Raw genomic sequence first — 22,766 nt, forward strand, 5'->3', positions numbered from 1 at the left:
GGCGTCCGCTCAACGGCTTTTGATGGAAGCGCGATGATTTCGTGAACGTGACCATCGCCAGACGAGGGGACGCAGGCCGAACATGCCGGCCTTGAAGCCGTCCGACACCATCGAGCGGCAGGCAGCGTGGCACACGCCCAGCCCGGCGAAGGCGAGGTAGACCACGTCAGCAATCACGACAGTACCTCACCATCCGCTCGACGTCCGATCGGCCGCGGATGCCGAGATCGCGCAATGTCCGGTCGTCGAGTTCCGTCAAGGCCGCAACGGCCCTCCTGATCTCGCGCTCCCGGCGCAAATGCGCCAGCAGAACCGTCAGCGTTTCACCGGCCGACCGCAGCCAGCTCCAGCGCCGCTCCGGCTGTACGTCGGGCGGCAGGACGCGATCGAACTTGACGACGTTGCCGCTGCTGCAGGTTCCGCGGCCATCGCCGTTCTGCACCGGCTTCGCCGGCTCGTCGGCTTCCGGGTACGGCTCCCACTCCCGCCGGGCCGCGAGGATTGCGTGAACCGGCATGGAAGCGGACGGATGCAATGCGGCGCCATAGAGGGCAAACCCTTCCATGAAGGCAAAGGCCACCGAGCGGAACAGGCTGACCTGCGAGCCCGGCGCTGCAGCTTGCAGCGTCGGGGGCGAACGGGTCTCCGCGTGGCCCAGCCTCGTGGTACGGTCAGGACCGAGACGAGCCATGCCGCGGCCATCGGACCAGGCGACCCGCCCCTGCCCGCCGGGCTCCGCGTCATCCGGCCGAACGGAACGGACCACACTGCGAGAATGCGTCTTCATCGTAAATCTCCCACACGCTGTTCGTGGGAGGCAATGTGCAAGGCCGGCGTTACAGCGAAATCACCGTCATCGGCAAAGGGGTTACAGTTGCAATCCGGCGGCCGCGCTTCTGCCTGAGCGTGACCTTTTCGGAAAGTCGCTGCGTCCTTTGCGCGGGCGCGCCCCTTCGGGTCCGGATCATGCTCTAGAACGGTTCTACGGGAACCGCGAAGACATAGCCGACGCCGCGCTCGGTCTGGATAACGCGCGGCGTACTCGGATCAGCCTCCAGCTTGCGCCGCAGCCGCAGCACCTGAACGTCGATGCTGCGATCGAAGTTGTCCTCATGGATACGGGTCGCCTGAAGCAGATGCTCGCGGGTCAGCGGGCGTTGCGGCGCCTCGAGAAAGGCCAGCAACAGGGCGTACTCCCCCTTGCTGAGCGCAACCGGCGCTTCGCTGGGATCGATGAGCTTGCGGCCGCGGCGTTCCAGCTTCCATCCGCCGAAGCGATAGCCTCCGCGCTCGGGGTCGCGGGCGCGCGCGGCCCGGCCCATCTCCTGTCGCCGCAACACCGCCCGGACACGCGCCAGCAGTTCCCGCAGCGAGAACGGCTTGATGATGTAGTCGTCGGCGCCGAGCTCGAGCCCGACGATGCGGTCGATCTCATCGGGGCGGTGACCGGTCGTGATGATGACGGGCACGTCTGAATGCGAGCGGATTTCCCGCAGCAGATCCAGACCGTCCTCTTGACCGAGGCGAAGGTCGAGAATGATCAGGCTGGGCTGACTGGCTTCGAGATAGTGATTCAGTTCAGACCTGCTGGACGCCGCCCTGGTCGGGACGTTGTGTTCCTCCAGATATCTGATCACCATCTGTCGCAAGGTGGGATCGTCGTCGACGACGACGATGTGGCCAACATCTGCAAGCATACTTCTCTCTCAAAATCTGTCGTCACCAACAGAGTCGCATCATAAGATTTGCAATCACTCGAATAGTACAGGGGACTGCCAAAACCTCGCTGTGCGCGACGGCGTCCATAGCGCCTTGATGACGCTGTAACCCGGTATTTCTGCGGCCAAGTGCGCTGGATATCGCAGACGTGAAGCATTGTGATCCTAGCTAATGCTACTTTTGAGCGATTCCAGTCTCTGCGCCTGCATGACTGTTCGCCGGTGACGAAGGGACTGTTTGACCTTGACGACGGGCCGCGTCGCTGACGGCAACTCGACCCGCGTGCACCTTCCCGGGGCGCGGCGTTGGCCTGCAGCCGCGCGCCATGCCCGCGTGCGTTCAGCGTGCACGCAAGTCGCGAACGTGCAGCCGGGCGAGACCGGCCGCACGGATCATTCGCCGGGATGCGTCAGGAGCGGGTCAGACCCACGAGATACTGATAGATCGCAGCGAGCTCGTCGTCGTCCATCCGCCCGATCGGTCGCCACGGCATTTGCTCGCTGAGCCGGTGTCCGTTCGGATCGACACCCGTGCGCATGGTGGCGATGAACTGCGCCTGGCTCCACTCCCTGACGACACCGAGGTCGGGCCCGAGCGGCGGCAATTGTCCGGGCACGCCGCCTGCGAGATCCTTGCCGTGACATTCACGGCAATCCTGATAGGACAGCAGGTACCTGCCGTAACGGGCCGTCGGCCCCTTCGGCGGCGCAATGATCACACCGGTGAACACCGGCTTGGCATCCGGCAGCAGTCCGGCGCCGAGCATTGCCAGACCCAGCAGGCTGAAGCGATCCGGAGGCTCCGGCGTCTGCACGCCGCTCGCGGGCAGGCTGCGGATATAGGCGATCACGGCATGGGTGTCCTCGTCACTGAGCCGGCCGGCATTGGTGAAGGACATGATCGCGAGCCATCGCCCGCGCGCGTCGACGCCATTGCGAATGGCGCGAAAGATCTGGCCGTCGGACCAATGCTTCAACGCTCCTGCAGGGGTCAGGTTCGCGGGCACGAAGGAGCCGATGGGAAGCGGGAGGTCCCTGCCGACGTCGCCGCCACCCGACAGCACGCCGCTGTTCGAGTGACATCCGGCGCAGAAGCTGTCGGCGACCGCCTTGCCGCGGGCAATCCGCTCCGGTGTCGCCCCGACCTCGAGATAGGGGACCGGCGCGGAACGCGAGTGCTGCCTGACAATGCCGGCAGCCATCAGCGCGCTCACGCCGGACAGCGCAATGGCCGGCAGTGCCGCCAGAACCACGCCGCACCATTTCAACAGAGAATTCTTCGTCTGCCAGGCGCGAACGCCCGACCAGACCAGGAGCACAACGACAGCGACCATTGCAGCCAGGGCGACAATATTCTGCATGGCGTTCTCCTCAAAAAATGCTGCCTCAACGAATTCGGCGCGGTCAAATTCGCGCGATATCCCGACCGTCGATAATCAACTTCGACTCAGACCGCCGCTGAATGCCCGCGGCGCGCCAAACGGCGCCTTGCCGGATTACGAGCGCGGCATTACCGCCCCGTTTCACGAGCGACCGCTCGCGTTACAACTGTAACGCTTGCGCGACGGCACCATCCCTGCCGCTCGGCGTCGGCCTTGGCCGCGCCACGATGCGTTTCCGGCGTAACCATTTGACGATCATCGGAAGCCTCGGTGTAACGGCGATACCCTCAATTGCCTCTGCTCATCGAGCGGCCGCCCTGTTGGCGACCGAGCATCGATCATCAAGAGGTCATCTCCCATGAAGATTCTTATCGCTTCGACGCCTGCGACGGGTCATCTCAATCCGATGCTGGCGATCACGCAGGTCCTCGTCGCCGAAGGCCACGAGGTTGCCTTCATGACGGGCACCGCCTTTCGTGCCCGCGTCGAGGCCAGCGGCGTCAAGTTCTTTCCGCTTCCGGAGGGGGCGGATTTCGATCCGAACGACGTCTTCGCCCTGGTCCCCGAGCTCAAGTCCATCCCGCCGGGACTCGAGTGGTTCCGCATTGCCTGCGAGCGCTTTTTCGTCGACGCCGTCCCCGCCCAGCACGAGGGCCTGCTGCAGGCGCTACGGCAATTTCCCGCCGACATCATCGTCGGCGACGACATGCTGTTCGGCGTGCTGCCGATGCTGCTCGGACCGCGCTCGCAGCGGCCGCCGATCGCGCTCTGCGGAACCTCGTTCCTGCACTGGGCACGCGAGGACGGCGCGCCGAATTTCCTCGGCCTGCCGCCGGCACAGACCATCGAACAGCGCGATCAATACGCTGCCAAGGCACGGGAGTTCGATGCGGCCGTCGATCAACCGGTGTCGCTGCGGCTGAACCGGGCCCTGAAGTCCCTCGGCGTCGGGCCGATATCGATGCCGCTGTTCCATTCGGTGGTCGCCCTTGCCGATGCCTATCTGCAATTGTCCGTGCCGAGCTTCGAATTTCCCCGCGAGATTCCGTCGTCCGTGCATTTCGTCGGCACGCCGCCGATCATTGCCAACCAGGTCCCGCCGCCGCCATGGGCCGAGGATCTCGACGGTTCGCGCAAGGTCGTCCTGGTGACGCAGGGAACGGTGGCCAACCACAATTTCAACCTGCTGGTCGCCCCGACGCTGGCAGCGCTTGCCGACGAGCCCGACATCCTGGTGATCGCGACCGCAGGCGGCCGTCCGGTCAACGCCATCCCCGGCAAGGTGCCGTCCAACGCGCGTCTCGCCCGCTATCTGCCGTTCGAATGGCTGCTGCCGAACGTCGACGTGCTCGTCACCAATGGCGGCTATGGCAGCGTAAACCAGGCCATGAGCTTCGGCATCCCGCTGGTCACAGCGGGATTGACCGAGGACAAGGCCGACGTCAACGCGCGGGTCGCATGGTCCGGCGTCGGCATCGACCTCGGGACCAACGAGCCGACGCCGGAAGCCATACGCAATGCGGTGCGGGCGGTGCTCGACCAGCCGCGCTATCAGCGGCGCGCGACGCGGATCGCGGACGAATTCGCCGAGATCGATACGCGCGCGGAGATCGTCCGGATCATCAACGAGCTCGTGACCGACGAGACCGAGGTCTCACGCCTGCGCGCGACCGCTGCGAGCCAGGGGCGGCGTGCCGGCCGGCGCGCCTGATCGCTGCCGCTCGAGGGAATGATGGAGCGCGGCGCGACCGCGCTCCATTGCCTCGTGAAACTTCGCCTCACGCCTTCGGATAGTCGCCTTGGGATCGTCGTCCATGCGGATCGAACCAGATACCTTTGCATTCACGGTGCTGCTCGGCGCTCTCGCGGCCGTGCCGTATTCCGGCATCGACATCAATCTGCCGGCACTGGCAGCCACCGGCGCCACGCTGGGCACGAGCGCCTCGGACGTCGGGCTGACGATGAGTGCCTTCATGCTCAGCCTCGCCACGGCGCCGCTGATCTACGGACCGGTCTCCGACCGCCTCGGACGCAAGCCGGTCCTGGCATTCGGACTCGCATTGTTCGTCGCCGCCAGCATCAGTTGCGCGCTTGCCACCTCGCTGCCGCTTCTGCTGGTGTGCCGCTTCTTCCAGGGGATCGGCGCCGCCGCGACGGCTACGACCTTTGCCATCATTCGCGATCTGTTCGACGGCAACGCCGCGCGCGGCAAGATCGCCAACGTCATGGTCGCGGTCAACGTCGCGACAGTCATTGCACCGACGGCCGGCGCCGCCCTGCTGGCCGCGGCCGGCTGGCGATCGATCTATGCGATCCAGGCCGCGATCGGCTTCATGCTGCTGGTGGCGGTGATGTTTCGCTTCGCCGAGACCGCGACGTTCGCAGCTTCCGCGCGCCTCGTTCCGTCCGCCGTGACCGACAGCTACCGCCGGGTGCTGACCCATCCGGTGTCGTTCGCCTATATCCTGGTCGGCGCCGCCGGCGGCGCGACGGTGTTTGCCTACGTCACCGGCGCCTCGCTGTTCTTCGTCGGCGCCGTCGGGCTCTCGCCCGCGCAATACGGACTGATCTTCAGTGCCTGCTCGGCGTCCGTGATGGGTGGCGCCTTCCTCGACGGCCAGCTCGGCCGGCGCGGGATATCCTCGCACCACATGCTCGCGACCGGGCTGACACTGTCGTCGGGGGCCAGCGTCGCCCTGCTCGCGATGACATTGGCCGGCTGGATGCCGACGGCCTTCGTCGTCGTGCTGCTGATGGCGGTGGCGCTCGGCTTCGGACTGAGCGTGCCGAACGTGATGAGCGCGACGATGCAGCACCTCCCCGACATCGCCGGCGCCGTCAGCGCGGCAGCCGGGAGCATTCAACTGATCGCAGGTGCCGTATCGAGCGGACTGGTGGCGGCGCGGTTCGACGGACGGACCGCGCTGTCGATGACGGCGGTCATGGCTGCGTCGTCGCTCCTCGCCCTGGGTCTTTATCTTCTGGTCGCGCGTCCCGCCGACCGTCGTCTGCAATCCCGGACGATCGATGCCGGCGCGGCAATCCGAAGCCCGACGCACTCCTGAGCCGTTCGACTGGCGGCGCATTCCCGGTTCCGGCAAGTCCCTGGTCTGCTCTCTGCAACCCTTTGAACATGCTGCGGCAATGCACTCCCAATGGGGCGCATCCGCCGCCATGCTTGGCACGTGCGCTTGACGCATCGCGTCCGCGCAGGTCTAATGAGCTTATAGAACAATTGTTCGCATTCCGAACAACGCAAATCTGCGCAAGGCGGGCTCACAACACCGCATCCGCGTCACCGGAGGAAACGTCACCGATGCAAGCCATCCTCAATGGCGACAGCACGCTCATCGTCGCGATGATCGTCGTCTACATCGCATTCACATCCTGGCTCACGCTCAAGCTGCGCAGCCGAACCAGCGACCAGTTCATGACCGCCGCCCGCGCCATGCCGGCCGTGGTCGTCGGCGTGCTGATGATGTCCGAGTTCGTCGGCGCCAAGTCGACCGTCGGCACGGCGCAGGAAGCGTTCCAGTCCGGCATGGCGGCCGGGTGGGCCGTGCTCGGCGCCTCGATCGGCTTCCTGCTGTTCGGCCTCGTGATGGTGAAGAAGCTCTACAATTCCGGCGAATACACCATCTCCGCCGCGATCGCGCAGAAATACGGCAAGTCGACCATGCTCACGGTGTCCGTGATCATGATCTACGCGCTGCTGCTGGTGAATGTCGGCAATTACGTCAGCGGCGCCGCCGCGATCGCCACCGCGCTGCATGTCAGCCTGCCGGTCGCGATGTGCATCATCGCGGTGGTCTCGACCTTCTACTACGTGTTCGGCGGATTGAAGGGCGTCGCCTGGGTGACGATCCTGCACAGCGCCTTCAAGGTCGTCGGCATCCTCATCATCTTCGCGGTCGCGATGTCGCTGACCGGTGGCATCGCGCCGATCCAGGCCAAGCTGCCGGCCTATTACTTCACCTGGGACGGCAAGATCGGCTTCACAACCATCTTCGCCTGGACCTTCGGCACGGTCGGCGCGATCTTCTCGACGCAGTTCATCGTGCAGGCGATCTCCTCGACCCCGAGCGCGGACGACGCCCGCAGGGCGACGTTCTATGCGGCGGCGTTCTGCCTGCCGCTGGGCTTCCTGCTCGCGCTGATCGGGGTGGCCGCGAAATATCTCTACCCCGACATGAACAGCCTCTACGCGCTGCCGGTGTTTTTGGAGAAGATGCCGCCGCTCGCCTCCGCCTTCGTGACGACCTCGCTGGTCGCCTCGATCTTCGTCAGCGTCTGCACCGTCGCGCTCGCGATCGCCTCGCTGGTGGTGCGCGACTTCTATGTCCCCTATTGGAAGCCCACGCCGGAACGCGAATTGAAGATGACGCGGGTGTTCTCGGTGGTGATCGGCATCGTGCCGCTGGTGTTCGTGTTCTTCATTCCGGAGATCCTGAAACTGTCGTTCTTCACGCGCGCGCTGCGGCTGTCGATCACCATCGTTGCGATGATGGGCTTCTACCTGCCGCTGTTTGCCAGCAACCGCGGCGCCACCGCCGGCCTGATCGGCGCGGCGGTTTCGACCACGGTCTGGTACATGCTCGGCAACCCCTTCGGCATCGACAACATGTACGTCGCGGCCGCAACGCCGCTGGCGGTGATGGCGATCGAGCGCATGGTGCTGGGCCGCGCTCCTGCCGCTAACCAGGCGCCGCAGGCGGCGCAACCCAATGCATTCGTGGAAAGGACTTCGACCTGACCGTCGCGACCGAGATCGTGAGCACCGACATCGAGATCGCCGCCGACGGCATCCTTCGCCAGGCCGCCGGCGATCCCGACCGGTTCGACGCCTTCATTCCCTCGCCTTGCGTGCAGAACCACGCCGCCAATCTGATGCCGCTCGCCAACGGCGATCTCGCCTGCGTCTGGTTCGGCGGCACGCAGGAGGGCATGTCGGACATCTCGGTCTATTTTTCGCGCCTGCCCCGCGGCGCCACGCAATGGTCTCGGGCCGAAAAGCTCTCGGACGATGCGGGACGTTCGGAGCAGAACCCGGTGCTGTTTCCCGCCCCCGACGGCGCGCTGTGGCTGATGTGGACGGCGCAGCTCGCGGGCAACCAAGACACCGCCCTGATCCGCCGCCGCATCTCCCGCGACGATGGCAAGACATGGGGCCCGATCGAGACGCTGTTTCCCGAGCATCGCGGCCGCGGCACCTTCATCCGCCAGCCGATCGTGGTGCTCGACAATGGCGACTGGCTGCTGCCCGTGTTCTACTGTCACAGCACGCCGGGCCGGAAGTGGAACGGCGACGAGGACACCAGCGCGGTGAAGATCTCGTCGGATGCCGGCAAGACCTGGCGCGATGTCGACGTGCCCGGCAGCCGCGGCTGCGTGCATATGAGCATCGCGCGGCTCGACGACGGCTCGCTGCTGGCGATGTTCCGCAGCCGCTGGGCGGACAACATCTACCAGAGCAGGTCCTCCGATCACGGCCGCACCTGGTCGGCGCCAACGCCGACCGTGCTTCCCAACAACAATTCCTCGATCCAGCTCACGCGGCTCGGCAACGGCCATCTCGCGCTCGTCTTCAACGATTCCAGCGCCAGGGACGCGACCGGGCGCCGCCTTTCGCTGTACGACGAGATCGAGGATGATCTTCCACCGGTGCTCGCCGGCGACGGCAGCAAGGCAGACGGCCGCACCGCGTTCTGGGGCGCGCCGCGGGCGCCGATGACGCTGGCGGTCTCCGCCGATCGCGGACGGAGCTGGACCAGGCGCGATGTCGAGACCGGCGACGGCTATTGCATGACCAACAATTCGCGCGACCAGACCAATCGCGAGCTGTCCTACCCGTCCGTCAAACAGACCGCCGACGGCGCGATCCACATGGCCTTCACCTTCCACCGCCGCGCCATCAAATATGTCCGCGTGACCGAGCCATGGGTGACGCGCGCCGCACGGGGCTGAGGCCATGGACGAGAGGCCTCACGCGCTGGTGACGGGCGCAAGCTCGGGGATTGGTGCCGCAATCGTCGAGCAGCTGCTGCGCGACGGCTGGCGCGTCACCGGGATCAGCCGCCGTCTTGCGACGTTCGACCATCCGGCGTTCGATCATCTGTCGCTCGACCTCGATGATGTCGACAGTATTGCCGACGCCTTGGCAGGCATCGCGCCGACTGCGCTGGTTCATGCCGCGGGGCTGCTCAAGGTCGGCCCGCTCGGATCGCTCGACCATGACGACGGCGCGGCGATGTGGCGGCTGCATGTCGACGTCGCCGGGCGCCTCGCCGACGCGCTGGCGCCGCGCCTGCCGGACGGAGGACGCATCGTCTTCATCGGCAGCCGCACCGCGTCGGGCGCCGCGGGCCGCGGGCAATATGCCGCGACCAAGGCGGCGCTGGTGGCGCTGGCGCGGTCCTGGGCGCTCGAGCTCGCGCCTCGCGGCATCACGGTCAACGTCGTCGCCCCTGCCGCAACCGAGACGCCGATGCTGAAGGATCCCTCGCGCGCCAATGTCACGCCGAGACTGCCGCCGATCGGCCGCTTCATTCGCCCGGAGGAAGTCGCCAGCGCCGTCGCCTTCCTGCTCTCGACGGAAGCGGCCGCCATCACCGGACAGCAACTCGTCATCTGCGGCGGCAGCTCGCTCTAAGTTGGAGCTCGAACGCTCCCGGCCGACCGATAGCGACCGGCGACGATACGGCGGAAGAGCCACAGCACGACGGGACAAGCCAGGAGCGCTACGGCGCCGAAGTCGAGCGCGGCGCCCGCGGAGCCGAACGACGTCGAGAGCTTGCCTCCGATGGCCGGTCCGGCCAGCATGCCGGCGTAGAAGACCGTGTAGAATAGTCCCATTCCGATCGGCCGCATTGTCTGGTCGAGCACGCGCGCGGGCAGGCTCATGATCGGCCCGGCAGGCAGGCCGCAGAGAATTCCAAGCGCAACGATGATGGGAAGCACCATGCCGCTTCGCGACAGAAGAAGCGTCAGGACGGCGAAGGCAATGCAGCCCGTCACGAGGATGGCCTCGCCGCGCCTGGTCCGATCGGCGAGGAAGCCGCCGAGCGGAACCGAGAGGGCGGCGAGCCAGAGCACGATACTGACGGTCGATCCGGCCGCGGCACCGGACCAGCCCTGCTCGACAAGCATCGACGGACCGAAACTGAAGATCATCGCAAAGCCGATATTGTAGAGGCACCAGACCAAGCCAGCGGCAATCACGGCGCAGATCGTGTCGGCAGTCAGGCTGCCGCGCTCGCCGTCCGCCGCGACGGCCGCATCAGGCGCGCGATAGACCAAGGCGATGACGCAGAGCCCGATCAGGATCAGCCCTGCGACGGCAAGATTGACGGCATGGAGCCCGAGCGCTGTGCCGATTGCTGGCAGAAGCATCAGAGAGAGCGCGATGCCGGCCGGCCAGGAGTTGATGAAAATGGCCATCGCGGTGGCGATTTCCCGGCCGGCAAACCAGTCCGCGACCATCTTGGTCATCAGAACGTTCAGGAGAACACCGCCAACGCCGGCAGTCAGCCGACCCGCGATCTGCACGCTCCAGGACGTCGACGTGGTCATCAGCAGTTCACCGGCCAGCATCATCAGGAGCCCGGCGAGGACCGTCACCTTGTCGCCATAGCGACGGCCGATCGCGCCGCCAGGCAGGGCCAGCGCGGCGCCCGGCGCAAAATAGAGCCCGATCAGAACGCCGATATCGGCCAGGCTCGCGCTCAGGCTTTGGCTGAGCTGTGGCGCGACGGCGGCGACGCTCTGGAACTGAAAGGCGATGGTGGCACGAGCGACGAACAGAGCAGCAAGAATGGTCCAGCGGCTTCGCATTTGGGATCGCTCCGATGCCCTCAATTATGTCGTCGGCGGGATATTCTGGTTCAAGCGGAAGAAATTGGTCGGGTCGTATTTGGCTTTGAGCGCGGCCAAGCGTGCATAATTCTCGCCATAGGCGTCGCGGACGCGATCCTCGCCCTCATCGCCGAGATTGTTGGCGTAGACGCCGCCGGTCGAATAGGGCCTGACGGCGCTCCACAGCTCCCGCGCCCAACGCATATTCGCGTCGTCGCCGGCCGGATCGTCCCAGATCGCGACCGGAAAGCAGTCGAACGCTGCATCGCGGTTTGCATAGGGCGAGTCGGACGCTGGAACGCGCGCGATTGCGCCGCCGACGTGCTGGAAGACCAATAGCGACGACGTGTTGGGCGCTCTCGCATAGGCGTCGAGCAGCGCATCGATTGCACCCGCACCGATCTCGCGCAGAAACTGCGCCTTCCAATAATAGCGACGTCCCCGCGGAAACAAGGCATCGCCGCCCGACTGGATCTCGAGATAGGGCACAGTTGCGAGGCGCGTCTCGACGGGCGAGCCGAACTCGACGATCGGTGAAAGGGCTTGCTCGCCGTCAAGAAGCGAGCCGACATGGCAACCGGCGATACTGAAGAAACGCTCGCCCGACGGCAGCGTGACGAGGGCCGCATCGACGTTGACCTCGTCGGCAGCGTTTCTGGCGAACTCATCGTAGAATCGCATGGCCTCGCGCGCCTGATCGTAGGGATGAAGCGCCGACGCGACGAGCAATGACGTGCCGATGGAATGCAGTCGGTATTCGAACGCAGTCACGATGCCGAAGTTGCCGCCGCCGCCTCGGAGGCCCCAGAACAGGTCGGAATGTTCGGTCGCGCTGGCCCTCAAGATCTTCCCTTCGGCTGTCACCACTTCAGCTGCGATCAGGTTGTCGCAGGTCAGCCCGTATTTTCGCCCGAGCTTGCCGAAGCCGCCGCCGAGCGTGAGCCCGGCGATGCCGGTGTCGCTGTTGACCCCCATGGTCGTCGCCAGACCGTGCGCCTGCGTGGCACGATCGAACTCGCCGAGATCGAGGCCTGCCTCTGCGCGCGCGGTGCGACGGACCGGATCGACGTCGATGCGTTTCATCCGCGACAGGTCGATGACCATGCCGCCATCACAGACCGAGAGACCAGCGACATTGTGGCCTCCGCTACGAACGGCCACCCGGAAACGGTGGGATCTCGCGAACGTCACGGCCTCAACCACATCCTGCGCATCCGCGCAGTAGGCGATCACGGCCGGCTTCTTGTCGATGGCGCCATTCCAGACCTTGCGCGCCTCGTCGTAGCCGGCGTCCCCCTTGAGGACCACCTTGCCTTTGAGCCGCAGCTGTAGGGCGGACCAGGGTTCGGCGTGCGATTGGCCCATCAGATCGCTGTCCGGCTGCTCCATCCGATTTGCTCCTCGCCGCTGATGCCCTGCGATCATCTCACGGAGCGCCGGGTCGTTTCCTGAATCGAACCGGAAAAAGTTGCAAATTTCGCCAAAAATGGTGTCTCTAGGCCATGGCGACGATCTACGAGTTTGGTCCCTTTCGTCTCGAGACAGACGCCGGCACGCTGTTTCGCGACGCCGAACCGCTGGCTCTCGGCGGGCGAGCGGTCTCACTGCTTCGGCTGCTGCTGGAGCAGGCTGGAAAACCGGTTGCCAAGGACGCGCTGATGGAGGCGGCCTGGCCGGGGCTTGCTGTCGAGGAAAGCAATCTGACCGTACAGATCGCGGCGCTGCGCCGGACGTTCGCAGACTTCGAAGGCGGCAGTGGCTGGATCGAGACCCTGCCGCGCCGCGGTTACCGCTATGTCGGCCCGCCGGCAGCGGCCCTGTTCGATGGCAGCCGGCAAACGCTGCTCCCGTCTGCTCCCTCCGACAAACCGTCGATCGCCGTGCTGCCGTTCTCGAACCTGAGCGGCGATCCGGCACAGGATTACTTTTCCGACGGAGTCACGGAAGACGTCATTACGGAATTGTCGCGTTTCCGCTCGCTGTTCGTCGTGGCCCGCCATTCCAGCTTCGTCTACCGCGCACGGTCGTCCGACATCAGGGAGGTCGGCCGCCAACTCGGCGTACGCTATGTGGTGGAAGGGAGCGCACGCCGGATCGAGAAACGGGTGCGGGTGACCGTCCAGCTTCTGGACGCCGCGAGCGGCTTCTCCCTTTGGACGGAGCGCTACGACCGCGAGCTCGAAGACATCTTCGCCATCCAGGACGAAATCGTCGGCAGGATCGTCTCGGCGCTGCCCGGCCGCGTCGAGGACGCAGGCCGCGAGATCGCAAGGGGCAAACAGACCTCGAACATCACGGCCTATGATCTCGTCCTGTTGGGGAACGAGCGCTGGCGTCAGTTGACCGTGACGAGCATGGACGATGCGAGAGGTTGCTTCACAAGAGCCGTCGGGCTCGATCCAGCCTATGCCCGGGCTCACACCAATATCGCCTGGACGATCGTCTGCGCCGCGTTTCTGGAATCACCCGCCGCGCCTTCGCTGGATGATGCGCGTCGCGAGATCGAGATCGCGCTCGATCTCGATGAGAACGATGCCTGGTCGCACGGCGTCTTCGCCCAGCTTCTTTTCCTGCAAAACCGTGACCAGGAGGCCGAAACTCATTTCAAGCGGGCTCTGGCGCTGAACCCGAACGATGCCGACGTCGCCGCCGCGTTTGCCAACATCCTGGTCTATTGGGGACATTGGCGGGACGCGCTCACATGGATCAGATCGGCCAAACGCCTCAACCCGTTTCCACCCAATATCTACCACTGGTATCACGCGCTGGCGCTCTATTCGGCGCGCGACTACGAACAGGCGATCAAGGTGCTCAGGGAGGCGCGATCTAGCGATCGCTGGTCCCACGCGCTCCTTGCAGCGTGCTACGCGCAAACCGATCGACCGAGTGAGGCGGACGTCCAGGTGCGTGCCTTCATTCGTGAGCGAGGTCTGGAATTGACTGAGCGCGGTGAAGCGCTGCCGGTCAACACGCTCGAACTCGCCCGGACGCGCGCCGCCAGGTATCGAGACCCCATCGACCGCGACCATTTCCTCGACGGCTTACGCAAGGCCGGCCTGAGTGACGGGCGCGCCGATGTCGCATAGCGGCGCGGAACGTCCTGAAACTCGGGTCACGTGTGCGCCGCCATCTGTTGATGGGCGGCCAACCCGTACTCACACAACGAACTGCTGAGCTGTCGCGCGATGCGCGCATTTTTCGGCGTAGCCCGTCCCGAAAATGAGCATCGTCGCACAATCATAGGGCTTAGCTGCGCTGCGGCCAGGCCAAGATCAGATCGTCTTGTTGTATGTGCTGCCGGTCATGACGGCCGGCCAAAGGCCGCCCGACACGTCGTCCAGCGCGCCATCGGCGACGGCATCCTTCTCCGGCGTCGAAGAGATGGTGTTCTGCACGGCGTCCTTGAGGCTCTCGCCGGGTATGGCGTCCTGTTTGGCGGTCGCGTCCTGCTTGCCCGTCATATTCAATCTCCGTTTCCAGACAAAACCATGCAATTTTACGCGAACGCTTCTCAGCCGCCGTCGTTGCGCGGCGGCACGCGACCGCCGGACACCTCGTCCAGCGAGCTGTCGCTGAGAGAATCCTTTTGAGACGAAATCCGGGACGGCTTGCTCTGATCGTTGTCCCCGAGGCTGTCGCGAGCTTCTGCCCCCACCTTCGAATGCGCATCCTGCTTGCTGGTCATGTTCAACCCACTTTCATCAATGTTGATTGCTAGCCGCTGCTACTTCAAGCCGCCGTTGGATTCAGGTGCTTTCCAGGTCAGCCCCCCTTGCCGTAGACGCTATTGGCGGCAGTCGCAGTGCTGCTGAACGGCCAAGTGCCGCCTGACACATCCTCCAGCGAGCTGTCGCCGAGTGCGTCAGAAGTCGCCGAGATTTGGGACGCCTGGTTCTGCGCTCTGTCCTTGAGGCTCTCGCCCGGTTCGGCTTGCGCGTTCGAATTGGTGTCCTGCCCGCCTGTCATATTCAATCTCCACCTTCGCAAATGCTGATCGGCTATACCCTGGGTTGAAACCGTACGCTCAGCTCATTTCTGGAACATTTCGACAGGTACCAAAAACGGTTTCGTAGCCCCGTCTCTGGTCGCTCTCCACGCACTAAAGCGCAATCGCCCGAGACCTCCGCTCTGAACCCCTGGTCCAACTACCGCACCATCAATTTTCCGCCATTGACCAGCATCGCACCCGTAATCTCTTCAAGAGTCTCGTCGGTGAGCCCCCCGGACACATCCCCACCGCGAACGTCGTCGATATCCATCTCGGTGAATTCGAACCCCTTCATTTTCGCGAGGCCGATGATCTGCCTGGTGTCGCCACTGCGAATGATGGCTTCCGCGGATGCATCACCGGCAACACTCATTAGAAATTTGGTCCATTGGTCGATTTTCATGATCTTCTCCGTGGCTTCCGGTTCAATTTGACAAAAGCCTGTCTGGTTCTCGCGGGTCCTCCTCCAGCACACCAAGATGGAATAGTTCTTCCAGCGTAGCCGTAGCCGTCTCTCGCGTGACGCCGCACTCCCGATCGAGAAGGGTTACAATGGCGCTTGCGTTGTGCCTTCCCGAAGCAATCAATTCTCCAAGCCGTGCCATTGAGGGCATGTCGGATGTATCTTCGAAACGTTGTCGCAAACGCCGTCCGATCAGAGCAAATCCCGTACTGATCGATTCGCATCGCAGATGGCTCGGAAAGCGCAGAACGGGCAAATCGCTTACTGTCCTCGTCATGTGACGAGACATCATACCTTCGACGATCCGCGCCACATCGCCGCCCGTCTCGAAGCTTGCCTCGTCGTAAACACGGTATCCCATCGGCCAGCGATGATCAGGCGCGCATGGGCTGACCAGCCTGATGGTGCGCTCCGTCAGGTTGAACTTGAAGCCAGACTCGCAGGACGGCGTGCTGATCACGGGCGGGCCGGGCTGATACTTGCGATACCTGGCCACGTTGTCACGGGCCCGGCCCGCAAAATTCACGTATCGAGCGTCCGTTGCTCCCTCGTTGCGCAGGCCGAACAGAACAGGAAGTGTCTCCTCCGGCGAGAAGGCGGCGTGAATCTTCGCAAGTGCGCCAACGCTCAGGACCGAAAAGCGCACCCGATAGGCCGGTGAGGTCGCGAGCAGGCGCCTGGTGCGCTCGACATCTCGCGTTGGAATCGCCGTGCTTGTGAATGGCACGTCACCAAAGGCAGAGACGAAATCGGCGACGAAGCGTTCGTAATGTGGGTTGTCGAAAGGCTCCGTACCGCTATAGCAGATGGTCCGCCGGGCCGCTGGGCCGGCCAACACGCCGATAACCTTGAGGATTTCGCGCCAAAGCCGGGCGTGCTCAGGCGTGTATTGGAATACATCGTCGAGCTTTGGCGGCGACAACGAGCAGAACCAGCATCCGACAGAGCAACCGCGCGACAGTTCGAAGCTCGCCGGAATGTGCGGGTTGGGCGTAAGTGACACGCCGATCTCCAGGTTCGCCCGATAAATCTGGCGTTGACGCCAGCGGACAAAGCGCGGATCGGCCGGCTGGCCCGCAGCGCATGCATCCAGGAGATGTTTCGATCCTCGCCTTTGGAAGTCGCGGTACCGGACCCAAACTTGCAGAGAAGCAGATTCATCGCGGCCGGAATACTCCGGGTCCCATATCGGGCGCACGACCTCGGGATCGACTCGCAAACCGAATGTCGCGCCAACGCAGTCCGGGTTCTGGGCATAGGCGGACCTGAACTTCGGGTCCGCATGCCAGCGTTCCTCGAAACGCTTGATATCGCTGAACGGGGTGACGTCATCGGTCGCCGGAGGCTGCAGGCCGGCCAATTCAAACAGCTGCTTCATCCTCTCGGACGTCTCGTCTGGCGCCTGAAAATCAGTTGGGATCAATACGGCCGAAGAGTTCATGAGCACCGTCCGCCACTAAACAATCTACGCTTTCAGTTTATATTAACTAAACTATAAGGTGCATGCGGGTAGTGGGAAAATGGTTTCTCGAGTTGCTCTTTGGCTCATGCGCTTGAACGTGAAAGGTACCGCTGCATTCATTTGCGGGCGATACGGCAGATGTCGTATTTCGTCGTGGGCAAGGGGGAAATCTCGAAAAGGCCCAGCCTTCGACCTCAGGATCTGGCGTCTTTCATCGCGACGTGCTCGACAAGCTTGAGCAGACGGTCAAATCTCTCCCCCGCGATCGACACCTGGTCGAGCACCGCAGGATCAAGCTCGTCCTTCAAACGCGTCGTCTCGTCACCGAGACCGCTGTCCTGCTCACCGTAGGCGATCCGGCGCTCGGTGGCACGCAGGCGGTCCGACAGCAGGATGGCGAGCGCGCGATAAAAGCGGCTGGCGAAGGCGTTGTCGGCCACGAGCTTGCGCAGCAGCATCTGCTTGTCCAGGAACAGTGCAACCGACTCGACCTTTGCCGCCACGGTCGCGGACGGTAGCGCTGAATCAACCAGCGACATCTCGCCGACGAAGTCGCCCGCGCCGACCTGGGCGATCTCGCCGGCCCCGGCGACGCTGACGGCCATGCGTCCCTGCAGCACCAGGACGATCGCATCGGTTGCCACGCCTTCCTGGATCAGCACCTCCCGTTGCCTGATGCTCCGGCGGGCGCCGGCGCGGGCCATCCAGTCGATGTCGGAATCGTTCAGCACGCCGAAGATGAAAAGGACCTTGCGCATGATCGGTGCCCCCTAGACCAGTTGACGTTCCGCGAAATCCGCAAACAGGCCCGGCTGCGCCATCAGCTCGGCAAAGGTGCCGGTCTGCGCGATCCTGCCGCCGTCGAGCACGACGATGCGATCCGCCGACTGAACCGTGCTGAGCCGGTGCGCGATGACGATGCGGGTCAGATTGAGCCGCGATATCGAATCGCTGACGATGGCCTGGGACTGGTTGTCGAGCGCGCTGGTGGCCTCGTCCATCAGCAGGAGCCGCGGCCGATGCGCGAGCGCCCGCGCGATCAGCAATCGCTGGCGCTGGCCGCCCGACAGCGTGCTGACGCCCTCCGCGACCAGGGTCTGCATGCCCATGGGCATGGCCTCGAGGTCGCGGTCGAGTCCCGCCAGCCGCGCGATCTCCCAGGCCCGGTCGATCGACAGCTGGGCCGCGCCGCAGATGTTGTCATAGATGCTGCCGGAGGCGAGCCTGGAGTTCTGCAGGACGACGCCGACATCGCGGCGCAGCAGTCCAAGGTCGATGGTCTCGAGCGACTTGCCGTCGACGAAGATGACGCCGGACGCCGGCTTCTCGAATCCGAGCAGCAGCCGGAACAGCGTCGACTTCCCGCTGCCCGAGGGGCCGACAATGGCGAGATATTCGCCCTTGCGCACGCTGAGGCTGACATCGTCGAGGATCAGCGGCCCGCTGTCGCCGTAGCGGAACGAGACGTTGGCAAACTCGATCGCGCCGCTGATCTCGCCGACCGACTTGCGGTCGTCGCCGATCTCGGTCGCCGCCGCGATGATCGGCTTCAGCCGCTCGATCCGGGGGATTGCGACCAGCAGCTCCCCGATCGCCGCCGCCCACTCGCCGATCGCAGCGAGCGCAAGCCCGAACGCCGCGTAAAACGCCAGGAACGTGCCGAGATCATGCTGCAGCCTGAGGCTCGACACGTTCTCGGCGAGGGCAAAGATGAGCAGCGTCGCCAGCGCGGGAAACGCTGCCTCGAGGCTCTTCTGGAGGTTTCCCAGCCGCTGCGAGGCGATGAAGTTGCGCTTCTGCTCGCAGAAGCGTTCGACCCAGATCGCGAGCGCGTGCATGGTCGCATTGGCGATCCGCAGTTTCCCGACGCCGGTGAGAAACTGCAGGACCAGTCCCTCCAGCCGCCCCTGCAGATAAAGGCTGGCGCGCTCCTTCGGCAGCCGGGCGAGGTTGATCGCCACTACCATGGCAACGCGCAGCCCTGCGAGGACAGCGGCGACCATGCCCAGCCTGAGATCGAGGTACAGCATCACGGCGAAGCTGAAGGCGCAGGAGATCAGCGCCAGAAAGCCGCGAACCGCCCGGCCGGTGACGATGCTGCGTACGGCTTCGATGCCGAGCGCCCGGTCCGCGAGATCGCCGACGGAGAAGTCACGGAAGAAGGCGGCCGGCATCCGCAGCAGGCGGTCGACGATCGCCGACTGCAAGGCAAAGTCCAGCCGGCTCTCCAGCCGGAGCATGGCGATGCCCTGCATCAACTGAAACCCGCCTGACACCAGCGTGACGACAATGAGTGCGATGGTGCAGATCAGGACCTGGTCAGCCTCGGCGTGCGGGAGCACGGAATCGATCAGCAGCTTGACGACCAGCGGGCTCGCCAATGCGAGCAGGCCGAGGCAGAGGGCGGCAAGCGTGATCCGCAGGACATCGGCCCGGACGGTCGCGGCGACGAACGTCAGGAGATCGCGGATCCCCAGGGCGCGCGACGGCAGCGGGCGATAGAACATCACCGCCTCGGGGGCGAGTTCGGCGGCGATCGCGCGCGTCAGCTCGCGGCGCGCTCCGGTCGCGGGATCGACGATGATGTGGCGGCCGCCCGCCGCCGGCAATACAGCGACCGCCCGCCGCTCTTCGCCGAGGCATGCGACGAACGGGCCGGAGCTGTTGGTCCACCAGTCGGCCCGCAGCAACAGGCGTCGTGCGCGCACCCGCGAGGCCCGCGCGATCCGCATGGCGTCGGCGAGATCGTCGCGGTCGGTCAGCATGCCGGGCGGAGCCTTCAGCGAAATGCCCATGACGTCCGCGACCTCACGGCAGGCGGTGAGCAGACCGCTCGCGCCGACCGCACCGGCCTGCAACGATCCGGGTCCGGCAGCGATGATGCCGGCGAGGCGGCTGACGATGCCGGTGGTCCGCAGCCGGTTGAGATCCGATCGCAGGCGCAGGCGCTCAGCCTCGGCACGAGCCTCCTCGTCGAGCTTGCGACACAGGCTCGCCATGACGCCTGCGTGAAATCGATCGAGCGCGGCCCAGATCTCGTCGAACGGAAACGCCGCGCTCTCCCGAACCTCCAGCGTCGCCTCCTCGCGGGCGACGATCCACGTTCCCGGCGGCATCGGAATGGGACATTCTCGCGCGCCATGGGACTCCGGCATCTCCATCACGCCGAAGGTGCCATGCACGATTTCGATCCAGCCGACATGCCGGCCGGCGAGCCGCAGAACGTCGCCGGATGCCAGGGCATGGCGCGAGCCGATCGCCGCCTGCTGCACGACCGCGCCCGGAGGAGACGCCGCGATGATGTCCGACACGCGCGCGGCCCAGGCGTCGATGGCGTTGCGATCGCCGAAACGGCCACGGTGGTCGATCACGATCTCGGTGTCGAGACCGCCGACCGCCACCACCGCCGCTGGTGCCCCGCTCGGATCGCTGATCGCGGGCAGGCCGAAAACCACGCCGCCCTGCTCGATCCGGAACAGATGGTGCCGCCGGCTCGGCTCGCCGTTTGCGCCCTGCCTGACGGCGAACAGGTCGACATAGCCGCGCACGACATGCAGGACGAGATCGACGTCGTCGACCGGCAACGGCCGATGGCTCTCGAGCGCCACTGGCGTGGACGCCGTGATCCGGTGGCGAGGCACGGCTTCGAGCGACGGCGGCTGGTAGGCGCTGCTCATTCGCCCGACACCAGCTGGACATATTCACCGCCCTCGGCGAGCAGCTCCTGATGCGTGCCCCGCTGCACCACGCGTCCGTTGCTCATCACCAGGATCTCGTCACAGTCGCGGATCGTGCTGAGCCGGTGCGCGACGATGATGCAGGTGCTTCCCCGGCGCCGGAGATTGTCGTCGATCGCCTTCTCGACGATCGGGTCCAGCGCCGAGGTCGCCTCGTCGAGGATCACCACGGAGGGATTGCCGGCCAGCGCGCGTGCGATCTCGAGCCGCTGGCGCTGGCCGCCGCTGAAATTCCTGCCGTCCTCGGCGACGTGGCAATCGTAATTGCCGGCGCGGACCGCCACCTCCTCGTGGACCAGCGCATCCTTGAGCGCCCGGGACACGCCCGCCTCCGCCACGGTGTCGTCCCAGAGCGTGAGGTTGTCGCGGGCCGTGCCTTCGAACAGCAGGATCTCCTGATCGACATAGGCGACGGAGTTGGTGAAGATCTCCTGAGGGATCTCGGCCAGCGACCAGCCGTCGATGCGGATGTCGCCGGACCACGGCCGGTAGAGGCCGCTGATCAGCCGGCCGATGGTGGATTTGCCGCTGCCCGATCCGCCGACCAGCGCCACCCGGCGGCCGGGCTCGACGAGCAGCGAGAAATCCTCGATCAACGGCGGCTCGAGCGCGGAATAGCCGAACGAGACGTCCTTCAGCTCGACCCGTCCCGACAATTTCGCGGGCATGCGCGCAGGCGCGCGCTCGATTGGCACCAGCGGACGCGTGGGATAGTTGAAGACATCCTCGATCCGGAACAGATTGCCCTTGATCGCCAGGAAGGCCGAGGCCTGCTGCACAAGCGCGTTGACCGGCTCGACCAGGCTCGCGAGCAGCGCCTGCAGGGCAACGAGGCCGCCGATGGTCAGCGCGCCGTCGACGATGCGCAAGCCGCCGACACCGAGCACGATCGCGGTGGTCAATCCGGTCAGGAAGATCGGGCAGACGTCGAGGAAGGTGGCGTAGACGCCGAGCTCGCGCTCGGCGTTCAGCACCTTGGCCTGAAACCCAGCCCAGCGCGCGAAGGCATCGTCTTCCAGGCCGCCGGCCTTGATCGTTTCGATGGTGCGGATGATCTCGATGGTGCTGCCGTTCAGCTTGGCGCGCTCGATGACCAGCTTGCGGTTGAGATCCTCGCGCTGGCGGGCGACCAGCCTGAGGACGACGACGTTGAGCAGGGCCATAGCGATGCTGATCGCGGCCAAGAGACCGTCGTAGAACGCCATCGTGACGGCGATGAAGACGATCGAGATCAGGTTCAGCGCATTGGCAGCCACGCCGTTGGAAAGCAGCTGGGCGATCTGCTCGCTGGCGGCGATGCGGTTGGCGAGATCACCCGAATGACGCTGGGTGAAGAACTCCATCGGCAGCGTCAGGACGTGCCACAGCAACTGGCTGACCATCGTCACCGTCAGCTTGGTCTGGATGCGCAGCAGCAGCGACTGTTGAAACGCCGTGATCAGCGCCCGCGCCGCGGCCGTGATCGCCATGCCGATCAGCAAGGGCGTGAACCAGCCCTCGACATGCCGGATCAGGACGTCATCGACGAAGATCTTCGCGAATGTCGGGACCAGGATGGTGGGCACCACGAGCGCCATGCTGAGCCCAACCAGCAGCAGCACCGCCCACAACGAATTCGCCAGCCGCCGTACCAGCAGCGGAAGAAAATCCGGCTCGCGCCCGCCCGGCTCGAATTCGGGTCCCGGCTCGATCGCCAGCACGACGCCGGTGAAGGCGGCGTCGAACTCGTCGTGACCGACCTTGCGGCGTCCCGTCGAGGGATCGTTGACATAAGCGTAGTTCGAATCCAGCCTCTCCAGCACCACGAAGTGGTTGAAGTTCCAATGGATGATCGACGGCATCGGCAACTCGTGGAGTGTTGCGGGCTCTTTCCTGAAGCCCTTAGCCGTCAATCCGAAGGCTCTCGCGGCCTTCAGAACGTTACTGGCCTTGCTGCCGTCGCGGGAGACGCCGCATGCCTCGCGCAACTTTTCCAGCGGCACCCACCGACCGTGATAGGCCAGGATCATCGCAAGCGAGGCGGCGCCGCATTCCAGCGCTTCCATCTGGAATACCGTGGGCGTCACCCAGCGCCGCCGCCCTGGCAGCGGGATACGCCCGATCCAGTTGCCGAGGCGATCGAGGAGCGGCGGCTGGGCGTCGGTTTGGCGCGATGCGGTCATGTG

The 22,766-nt window shown here is 65.0% G+C and carries 20 protein-coding genes; 6 read left to right on the forward strand and 14 right to left on the reverse strand.

What is annotated here, in order from left to right:
• Positions 1–9: 9 nt before the first annotated feature.
• From N2603_RS32705 to N2603_RS32720, 4 genes are all read right to left on the reverse strand, one after another.
• Positions 10–177, reverse strand: coding sequence for a hypothetical protein (locus tag N2603_RS32705; protein ID WP_260385366.1), 168 nt, complete (start codon positions 175–177; stop codon positions 10–12).
• Entirely contained in the window at positions 167–787 is a 621-nt protein-coding gene (locus tag N2603_RS32710; RefSeq protein ID WP_260385367.1) for a DUF1127 domain-containing protein, read from the reverse strand. The genes N2603_RS32705 and N2603_RS32710 overlap by 11 nt, the downstream gene beginning before the upstream one ends.
• A gap of 184 nt (positions 788–971) precedes the next feature.
• Entirely contained in the window at positions 972–1,697 is a 726-nt protein-coding gene (locus N2603_RS32715) for a response regulator (protein WP_260385368.1), read from the reverse strand.
• A gap of 431 nt (positions 1,698–2,128) precedes the next feature.
• On the reverse strand, positions 2,129–3,079 hold the full coding sequence (locus tag N2603_RS32720; protein ID WP_260385369.1) for a c-type cytochrome: 951 nt from the start codon (positions 3,077–3,079) through the stop codon (positions 2,129–2,131).
• A gap of 379 nt (positions 3,080–3,458) precedes the next feature.
• Between N2603_RS32720 and N2603_RS32725 the strand changes: the two genes are divergently transcribed.
• The 5 genes from N2603_RS32725 to N2603_RS32745 all read left to right on the forward strand — a co-directional run bounded on the left by N2603_RS32725 (position 3,459) and on the right by N2603_RS32745 (position 9,749).
• Complete coding sequence (locus tag N2603_RS32725) at positions 3,459–4,811, forward strand: glycosyltransferase (RefSeq protein ID WP_260385370.1); 1,353 nt, start codon at positions 3,459–3,461, stop codon at positions 4,809–4,811.
• 103 nt (positions 4,812–4,914) lie between these two features.
• The gene (locus N2603_RS32730; protein ID WP_260385371.1) at positions 4,915–6,165 is read left to right on the forward strand and encodes a multidrug effflux MFS transporter; all 1,251 of its coding nucleotides are present in this window, start codon (positions 4,915–4,917) and stop codon (positions 6,163–6,165) included.
• A gap of 251 nt (positions 6,166–6,416) precedes the next feature.
• Positions 6,417–7,853 carry a sodium:solute symporter family protein gene (locus tag N2603_RS32735; RefSeq protein ID WP_260385372.1) on the forward strand — a complete coding sequence of 479 codons (1,437 nt, stop codon included), beginning with the start codon at positions 6,417–6,419 and terminating at the stop codon, positions 7,851–7,853.
• A complete protein-coding gene (locus N2603_RS32740) occupies positions 7,850–9,064 on the forward strand; it encodes a sialidase family protein (RefSeq protein WP_425249014.1) in 1,215 nt (404 codons plus the stop codon). The genes N2603_RS32735 and N2603_RS32740 overlap by 4 nt, the downstream gene beginning before the upstream one ends.
• A 4-nt stretch (positions 9,065–9,068) precedes the next feature.
• On the forward strand, positions 9,069–9,749 hold the full coding sequence (locus tag N2603_RS32745) for an SDR family NAD(P)-dependent oxidoreductase (RefSeq protein ID WP_260385374.1): 681 nt from the start codon (positions 9,069–9,071) through the stop codon (positions 9,747–9,749).
• Here the strand turns inward: N2603_RS32745 and N2603_RS32750 are convergent.
• Both N2603_RS32750 and N2603_RS32755 read right to left on the reverse strand, forming a co-directional pair.
• A complete protein-coding gene (locus N2603_RS32750) occupies positions 9,746–10,930 on the reverse strand; it encodes an MFS transporter (RefSeq protein WP_260385375.1) in 1,185 nt (394 codons plus the stop codon). The genes N2603_RS32745 and N2603_RS32750 overlap by 4 nt on opposite strands.
• Before the next feature lie 24 nt (positions 10,931–10,954).
• A complete protein-coding gene (locus tag N2603_RS32755; protein ID WP_260385376.1) occupies positions 10,955–12,340 on the reverse strand; it encodes an FAD-binding oxidoreductase in 1,386 nt (461 codons plus the stop codon).
• Between the two features lie 113 nt (positions 12,341–12,453).
• On the opposite strand from N2603_RS32755, the gene N2603_RS32760 reads away from it, so the two are divergent.
• Positions 12,454–14,037 carry a winged helix-turn-helix domain-containing tetratricopeptide repeat protein gene (locus tag N2603_RS32760; protein ID WP_260385377.1) on the forward strand — a complete coding sequence of 528 codons (1,584 nt, stop codon included), beginning with the start codon at positions 12,454–12,456 and terminating at the stop codon, positions 14,035–14,037.
• Between the two features lie 186 nt (positions 14,038–14,223).
• Here N2603_RS32760 and N2603_RS32765 read toward each other — a convergent pair whose 3' ends face one another.
• From N2603_RS32765 to N2603_RS32800, 8 genes are all read right to left on the reverse strand, one after another.
• The gene (locus tag N2603_RS32765; RefSeq protein ID WP_260385378.1) at positions 14,224–14,412 is read right to left on the reverse strand and encodes a hypothetical protein; all 189 of its coding nucleotides are present in this window, start codon (positions 14,410–14,412) and stop codon (positions 14,224–14,226) included.
• Positions 14,413–14,462: 50 nt separating this feature from the next.
• Positions 14,463–14,636, reverse strand: coding sequence for a hypothetical protein (locus N2603_RS32770; RefSeq protein WP_260385379.1), 174 nt, complete (start codon positions 14,634–14,636; stop codon positions 14,463–14,465).
• Positions 14,637–14,713: 77 nt separating this feature from the next.
• Complete coding sequence (locus N2603_RS32775; protein ID WP_260385380.1) at positions 14,714–14,917, reverse strand: hypothetical protein; 204 nt, start codon at positions 14,915–14,917, stop codon at positions 14,714–14,716.
• Positions 14,918–15,096: 179 nt separating this feature from the next.
• Positions 15,097–15,342, reverse strand: a complete 246-nt coding sequence (locus tag N2603_RS32780; RefSeq protein WP_018645179.1) for a hypothetical protein — start codon at positions 15,340–15,342, stop codon at positions 15,097–15,099.
• A 22-nt stretch (positions 15,343–15,364) separates the two neighbouring features.
• The gene (locus N2603_RS32785) at positions 15,365–16,780 is read right to left on the reverse strand and encodes a radical SAM family RiPP maturation amino acid epimerase (RefSeq protein WP_260385381.1); all 1,416 of its coding nucleotides are present in this window, start codon (positions 16,778–16,780) and stop codon (positions 15,365–15,367) included.
• Between the two features lie 278 nt (positions 16,781–17,058).
• Positions 17,059–17,622: a cyclic nucleotide-binding domain-containing protein gene (locus N2603_RS32790; RefSeq protein WP_260385382.1), complete on the reverse strand. Its 564-nt coding sequence runs from the start codon at positions 17,620–17,622 to the stop codon at positions 17,059–17,061.
• A 12-nt stretch (positions 17,623–17,634) separates the two neighbouring features.
• Complete coding sequence (locus N2603_RS32795; protein ID WP_260385383.1) at positions 17,635–20,541, reverse strand: NHLP bacteriocin export ABC transporter permease/ATPase subunit; 2,907 nt, start codon at positions 20,539–20,541, stop codon at positions 17,635–17,637.
• A complete protein-coding gene (locus N2603_RS32800; protein ID WP_260385384.1) occupies positions 20,538–22,763 on the reverse strand; it encodes an NHLP family bacteriocin export ABC transporter peptidase/permease/ATPase subunit in 2,226 nt (741 codons plus the stop codon). The genes N2603_RS32795 and N2603_RS32800 overlap by 4 nt, the downstream gene beginning before the upstream one ends.
• Positions 22,764–22,766 lie beyond the last annotated feature (3 nt).

This window comes from Bradyrhizobium huanghuaihaiense, assembly GCF_025200885.1.
Classification (GTDB): domain Bacteria; phylum Pseudomonadota; class Alphaproteobacteria; order Rhizobiales; family Xanthobacteraceae; genus Bradyrhizobium; species Bradyrhizobium huanghuaihaiense.

Excerpts from the sequence above, each read along its gene's own strand:
- N2603_RS32710 (WP_260385367.1), bottom strand. The coding sequence starts at position 787 with ATGAAGACGCATTCTCGCAGTGTGGTCCGTTCCGTTCGGCCGGATGAC.
- N2603_RS32715 (WP_260385368.1), bottom strand. The coding sequence starts at position 1,697 with ATGCTTGCAGATGTTGGCCACATCGTCGTCGTCGACGACGATCCCACC.
- N2603_RS32720 (WP_260385369.1), bottom strand. The coding sequence starts at position 3,079 with ATGCAGAATATTGTCGCCCTGGCTGCAATGGTCGCTGTCGTTGTGCTC.
- N2603_RS32725 (WP_260385370.1), top strand. The coding sequence starts at position 3,459 with ATGAAGATTCTTATCGCTTCGACGCCTGCGACGGGTCATCTCAATCCG.
- N2603_RS32730 (WP_260385371.1), top strand. The coding sequence starts at position 4,915 with ATGCGGATCGAACCAGATACCTTTGCATTCACGGTGCTGCTCGGCGCT.
- N2603_RS32735 (WP_260385372.1), top strand. The coding sequence starts at position 6,417 with ATGCAAGCCATCCTCAATGGCGACAGCACGCTCATCGTCGCGATGATC.
- N2603_RS32745 (WP_260385374.1), top strand. The coding sequence starts at position 9,069 with ATGGACGAGAGGCCTCACGCGCTGGTGACGGGCGCAAGCTCGGGGATT.
- N2603_RS32750 (WP_260385375.1), bottom strand. The coding sequence starts at position 10,930 with ATGCGAAGCCGCTGGACCATTCTTGCTGCTCTGTTCGTCGCTCGTGCC.
- N2603_RS32755 (WP_260385376.1), bottom strand. The coding sequence starts at position 12,340 with ATGGAGCAGCCGGACAGCGATCTGATGGGCCAATCGCACGCCGAACCC.
- N2603_RS32760 (WP_260385377.1), top strand. The coding sequence starts at position 12,454 with ATGGCGACGATCTACGAGTTTGGTCCCTTTCGTCTCGAGACAGACGCC.
- N2603_RS32765 (WP_260385378.1), bottom strand. The coding sequence starts at position 14,412 with ATGACGGGCAAGCAGGACGCGACCGCCAAACAGGACGCCATACCCGGC.
- N2603_RS32770 (WP_260385379.1), bottom strand. The coding sequence starts at position 14,636 with ATGACCAGCAAGCAGGATGCGCATTCGAAGGTGGGGGCAGAAGCTCGC.
- N2603_RS32775 (WP_260385380.1), bottom strand. The coding sequence starts at position 14,917 with ATGACAGGCGGGCAGGACACCAATTCGAACGCGCAAGCCGAACCGGGC.
- N2603_RS32780 (WP_018645179.1), bottom strand. The coding sequence starts at position 15,342 with ATGAAAATCGACCAATGGACCAAATTTCTAATGAGTGTTGCCGGTGAT.
- N2603_RS32785 (WP_260385381.1), bottom strand. The coding sequence starts at position 16,780 with ATGAAGCAGCTGTTTGAATTGGCCGGCCTGCAGCCTCCGGCGACCGAT.
- N2603_RS32790 (WP_260385382.1), bottom strand. The coding sequence starts at position 17,622 with ATGCGCAAGGTCCTTTTCATCTTCGGCGTGCTGAACGATTCCGACATC.
- N2603_RS32795 (WP_260385383.1), bottom strand. The coding sequence starts at position 20,541 with ATGAGCAGCGCCTACCAGCCGCCGTCGCTCGAAGCCGTGCCTCGCCAC.
- N2603_RS32800 (WP_260385384.1), bottom strand. The coding sequence starts at position 22,763 with ATGACCGCATCGCGCCAAACCGACGCCCAGCCGCCGCTCCTCGATCGC.